Raw genomic sequence first — 4,074 nt, 5'->3', positions numbered from 1 at the left:
CCCGGGCGCGTCGACGACGCCGCCCCGGGCCCGGACACCGGCGCCCCGGCCACCCGTCCCAGCCCCGCCGTCGGCACCGTCCGCCCGCCCGACGCCGAGCACGCGTCGGACGACGGCCTGCTCGACGAGCACCGGTCCCCGTACACGTGGTGGCAGGTGCTGGGCCTCGTCACTGTCGCGTTCGTGCTCGGCGTGCTCATCTACTTCGCCCTCGTGCAGGGCGCCGACGCCGGTGCCGGTGCCGGCGCGGCCGCCCCCTTCCTCATGGACCTGTCGATCCCCGGCGCGTCCTCACCGTCCTCCCCGTTCGAGACAGGAGCCTGAGTGGCTGCGACCGATCGTGCCCTCGACCTGGCCATCACGGCCGCCCACGCCGCCTCCGACAGGAAGGCGCAGGAGGTCATCGCGCTGGACGTGAGCGAGCGACTCGTCCTCACCGACGTCTTCCTCATCGCGTCCGGCACCAACGAGCGCCAGGTGGGAGCCATCGTCGACGCCGTCGAGGAGGCGATGCACACGTCCGGCGCGAAGGCCCTGCGGCGGGAGGGCGTGCGCGAGGGACGGTGGGCGCTGCTCGACTACGGCGACGTCGTCGTCCACGTCCAGCACGCCGACGACCGCGTGTACTACAACCTCGAGCGGCTCTGGGCGGACTGCCCCGTGATCGAGCTCCCGGAGGGCGCCCGGGGCGGCGACGGCCGGACGGACCCGCAGGAGTGAGTGCCCGGACGGTCGTGCTGTGGCGCCACGGGCGCACGGCCTGGAACGCCGAGCACCGCCTCCAGGGCGCGACGGACATCCCGCTGGACGACGTCGGCCGGTGGCAGGTCGGTCAGGCGGCGCAGGGCCTCTCCGAGCGGCTCGTGCCGGACCGGGTCGTGACGTCGGACCTCGAGCGAGCGGCGGACACCGCCCAGGCGCTCGCCGACCTCTGCGGCCTGCCCGTCGAGCGCGACGCGCGGCTGCGGGAGCGCGGCTTCGGGGAGTGGGAGGGCCTCACCGCCGATGAGATCGCGGTGCGGTGGCCGGATCAGTACGAGGTCTGGCGCGGCGGCCACGACCCGCACCGGGACGGCGCGGAGACGCGGCGCGCGGTCGCCGAGCGGATGGCGGCGGCGATCGAGGAGCACGCGGGCGGGACGGCGACCGGCGGCACCCTCGTCGTGGTGTCGCACGGTGCGGCGATCACGCTGGGCCTGGTGACGCTGCTCGGCCTGGACGCGGAGTCCTGGCGCGGGGTGTTCGGTCTGCACAACGCGCACTGGGCGGTCCTGCGCCGCTCCTCCGGTGCGGGTCGGCAGCGCTGGGCACTCGAGGCGCACAACCAGGGTCCGGCCGTCATCGTGGACGACTGGAACGAGGGTCGCGCGACCGAGGGCGTGCCGAGCACCACCGCGGACGCGCTGCGTACCTGAGCGGAATACCTGAGCGGGACCTGAACGCCGTCGGCCTCGGCCCGCGGGACGCCGCCCTGTCGCCGCGCCGTCGGGCGTGAGAGATTCCCGATCATGCGATACGTCGATGCCGTCCCGACGGCGTGGGCGACCCTGTCCCTCGCCGACGCCGCGCCCGGTCCCTTCTGGCTCGACGACCCCGGCCGACCCGCGGCGCACCCCCCGCTGCGGGGCGCGACGACGGCGGACCTCGTCGTCGTCGGCGGGGGCTACACCGGGCTGTGGGCCGCCCTCCGCGCGACGGAACGGGATCCCGGCCGCGACGTGCTGGTCGTGGAGGCCCGGCAGACGGGCTGGGCGGCCAGCGGCCGCAACGGCGGGTTCGCGGCGGCGTCCCTCACGCACGGCGAGGCCAACGGCGCCTCGCGCTTCCCCGGGGAGATGGACGTGCTGCGGCGGCTGGGGCGGGAGAACCTCGACGCGATCGCCGCGACCGTCGACCGGTACGGCATCGACGCCGAGCTCGAGCGGACCGGCGCGCTGGACGTCGCCACCGAGGAGTACCAGGTCGAGGCGCTCCGCGCGGAGGCAGGCCCGGAGGACCGCTTCCTCGACACGGACGCGGTCCGGCGCGAGATCGCCAGCCCGATGTTCCTCGCGGGCCTGTGGTCGCCCGACACGGCCCTCGTGCACCCGGCCAAGCTCGCGTGGGGTCTGCGCCAGGCGTGCCTGGACCGGGGCGTCCGGCTCGTCGAGGGCACGGTCGCCCGGGACCTGCGCCGGGAGGGCGGCGAGGTCGTTGTCACCACGGACGACGGCGTCGTGCGCGCCCGGCAGGCGGTCCTGGCCACGAACGCCTTCCCGCCCCTGCTGCGGCGGGTCCGGCACCTCCTCGTGCCGGTCTACGACTACGTGCTCATGACGCGTCCGCTGACCACGGCCGAGCGCGCCTCGATCGGCTGGGCGAACCGGCAGGGGCTCGGGGACGTGGCCAACCAGTTCCACTACTCGCGGCTCACGGCGGACGGCCGGATCCTGTGGGGCGGGTACGACGCCGTCTACCACCCCGGGGGGCGGGTCCGCCGCGCGTACGAGCACCGTGCGGACACGTACCTGCGCCTCGCCGAGCACTTCCGGATGACGTTCCCGCAGCTCGAGGACGTGACGTTCACGCACCGGTGGGGCGGCGTGATCGACACCTGCTCCCGCTTCATGCCGTTCTTCGGCACCGCGCACGGGGGAGCCGTCGCGTACGCGGCGGGCTTCACCGGTCTGGGTGTGGCGTCGACCCGCTTCGCGGCCGACGTCGTCCTGGACCTCCTCTCCGGCGAGCGCACGGAGCGGACCGCTCTGCAGATGGTGCGCTCGACCCCCCTGCCGTTCCCGCCCGAGCCGCTCGCGACGCCCGTGATCGCCCTGACCCGGTGGTCGCTGGACCGGGCGGACCGACGGCAGGGGCGCCGCAACGCCTGGCTTCGGCTGCTCGACGCCGTGGGTGCCGGCTTCGACTCGTGACCCCGACCACAGGTGACCGCGACGGCCGGTGCGATTGGAATTCCGGCCGACTTGGCCCCTAGACTGCAGCGTGCCCTTCGGGGCGGCGGGGCTGTGGCGCAGCTGGTAGCGCACCTGCATGGCATGCAGGGGGTCAGGGGTTCGAGTCCCCTCAGCTCCACCGGAGGTCGAAGGCGGGTCGCGAGAGCGGCCCGCCTTCGTCGTTCCGGGGACGGTCCCGACGCCGTCGTTCCGGGGACGGCCCCGACGCCCGGGTGACCCGGCCTACCCGCTAGCCGACCGACCCGGTCGCGTCCTGCGCGGCCGCCACCCGGTCCCGGGGGCGCTCGAGGAAGTAGGCCCCGAGAGCGCCCGCGAGCGTCGCGAAGACGGCCACCGAGTACACGGCGAGGACCACCTCGACGACCCGCGCGACGCCGCCGTCGGCGCCCAGCGGCTCACCGGAGATCGTCGCGAGCGCCGCCGCGTGCAGCGCCTCGGCGTACAGGTCGTAGACGCCGAGGAGGAAGAGCAGCTGGCTCGACGCGAGCACGACGACGCCCGTGACGACGACGAGCCAGCCGATGCGGTCGGTCAGGAGCCGTCCCGCCGACCGGGAGCCGCGGACGGCGCTGGTGAGGATCCCTCCCACGCGGGCCACCCGGGCCGCCCTGCCCAGGCGCAGGAACGAGAGCGCCCGCGCGAACCGCAGGAACGGCACGGCGAGGAAGACGACCTGCCACCAGTTGCGCCGCCAGAAGCGCCGCTGGTCCCGCGCCACGACCGCGCGCAGCACCAGCTCCCCGACGAACACGGCCCACAGCACCCAGCCGACCACGCTCAGCCAGGTCGCGGTCGTCGGGTCGGTCGCCAGCGTCTGGGCCAGCACGAGGAGGAGGAAGAGGACGCCCAACGCGCCCATCGGCCGGTCCAGCCGCCGGGCCAGCTGCTCCGCGCGCGTGAGCCGCTCGTCGCCCGCCGTGGCCCCCGCAGCGGTCGCCGGCGTCGGGGGCGCGGACGACGGCGCGGGGGAGCGGGCAGGGGCGCCGCGTGGTGGTCCGGCCATGGTGCTCCCACCTTCGCCCGGACGGGTGTGGCGCGCACGTCGGTGCTGTGCCGCCGCATGCGGCCGGCCACGATCGTGCACGATCGGGCACGGTCGGGCACGGCCGGGTACGACCGGCGC

General features: G+C 75.4%; 5 protein-coding genes and 1 tRNA gene. 5 read left to right on the top strand and 1 reads right to left on the bottom strand.

The annotated features are described in order from the left end of the window. The 5 genes from N866_RS21490 to N866_RS15420 all read left to right on the top strand — a co-directional run. Positions 1-324, top strand: a 324-nt coding sequence (locus tag N866_RS21490; protein ID WP_034227983.1) for a hypothetical protein, incomplete at its 5' end; no start/stop codon positions are given. Further along, complete coding sequence (rsfS, locus tag N866_RS15435; RefSeq protein ID WP_034227981.1) at positions 325-720, top strand: ribosome silencing factor; 396 nt, start codon at positions 325-327, stop codon at positions 718-720. Beyond that, a complete protein-coding gene (locus tag N866_RS15430; RefSeq protein ID WP_034227979.1) occupies positions 717-1,415 on the top strand; it encodes a histidine phosphatase family protein in 699 nt (232 codons plus the stop codon). The genes rsfS and N866_RS15430 overlap by 4 nt, the downstream gene beginning before the upstream one ends. Before the next feature lie 93 nt (positions 1,416-1,508). Beyond that, on the top strand, positions 1,509-2,909 hold the full coding sequence (locus tag N866_RS15425; protein ID WP_034227978.1) for an NAD(P)/FAD-dependent oxidoreductase: 1,401 nt from the start codon (positions 1,509-1,511) through the stop codon (positions 2,907-2,909). Positions 2,910-2,996: 87 nt separating this feature from the next. Then, positions 2,997-3,069, top strand: a tRNA-Ala gene (locus tag N866_RS15420). A gap of 111 nt (positions 3,070-3,180) precedes the next feature. On the opposite strand, the gene N866_RS15415 is transcribed toward N866_RS15420, so the two are convergent. Further along, positions 3,181-3,954 carry a hypothetical protein gene (locus N866_RS15415; RefSeq protein WP_245612619.1) on the bottom strand — a complete coding sequence of 258 codons (774 nt, stop codon included), beginning with the start codon at positions 3,952-3,954 and terminating at the stop codon, positions 3,181-3,183. Positions 3,955-4,074 lie beyond the last annotated feature (120 nt).

It is taken from the genome of Actinotalea ferrariae CF5-4 (assembly GCF_000603945.1).
Taxonomy (GTDB): Bacteria; Actinomycetota; Actinomycetes; order Actinomycetales; family Cellulomonadaceae; genus Actinotalea; species Actinotalea ferrariae.
This window is presented reverse-complemented; position numbering and strand designations above follow the sequence as displayed.

Bases quoted from the DNA above. Each gene is read 5' to 3' on its own strand.
- N866_RS15425 (WP_034227978.1), top strand. From the start codon at position 1,509: ATGCGATACGTCGATGCCGTCCCGACGGCGTGGGCGACCCTGTCCCTC.
- N866_RS15415 (WP_245612619.1), bottom strand. From the start codon at position 3,954: ATGGCCGGACCACCACGCGGCGCCCCTGCCCGCTCCCCCGCGCCGTCG.